At 37.1% G+C, this 232-nt stretch carries 1 pseudogene; it reads left to right on the top strand.

The window, feature by feature from the left end:
- Nucleotides 1-232: pseudogene (locus ACY2RS_RS15990) on the top strand (class 1 fructose-bisphosphatase); the annotation flags it as partial.

Below are 232 nucleotides of genomic sequence, written 5' to 3'. Positions count from 1 at the left end.
GGGCTTGGTAGATATTTTAGACGCTGCAGGAGATACCAATATTCAAGGTGAAGACTAACAGAAGTTAGATGTGGATGCCAATGATGTTTTTATTAAAACATTGACCAACAGAGAAATTGTTTGGGGTATTGCGAGTGAAGAAGAAGATGACCTGATCACGATTGTAGTTAGAAACGAAAAAAACGACAATAAATATATGGTCTTGATGGATCCCTTAGATGGATCGTCTAAT

The organism is Patiriisocius sp. 208BN25-11, assembly GCF_058147145.1.
The sequence above is the reverse complement of the archived record's forward strand: the minus strand, read 5'-3'. Positions and strand labels throughout refer to the sequence as shown.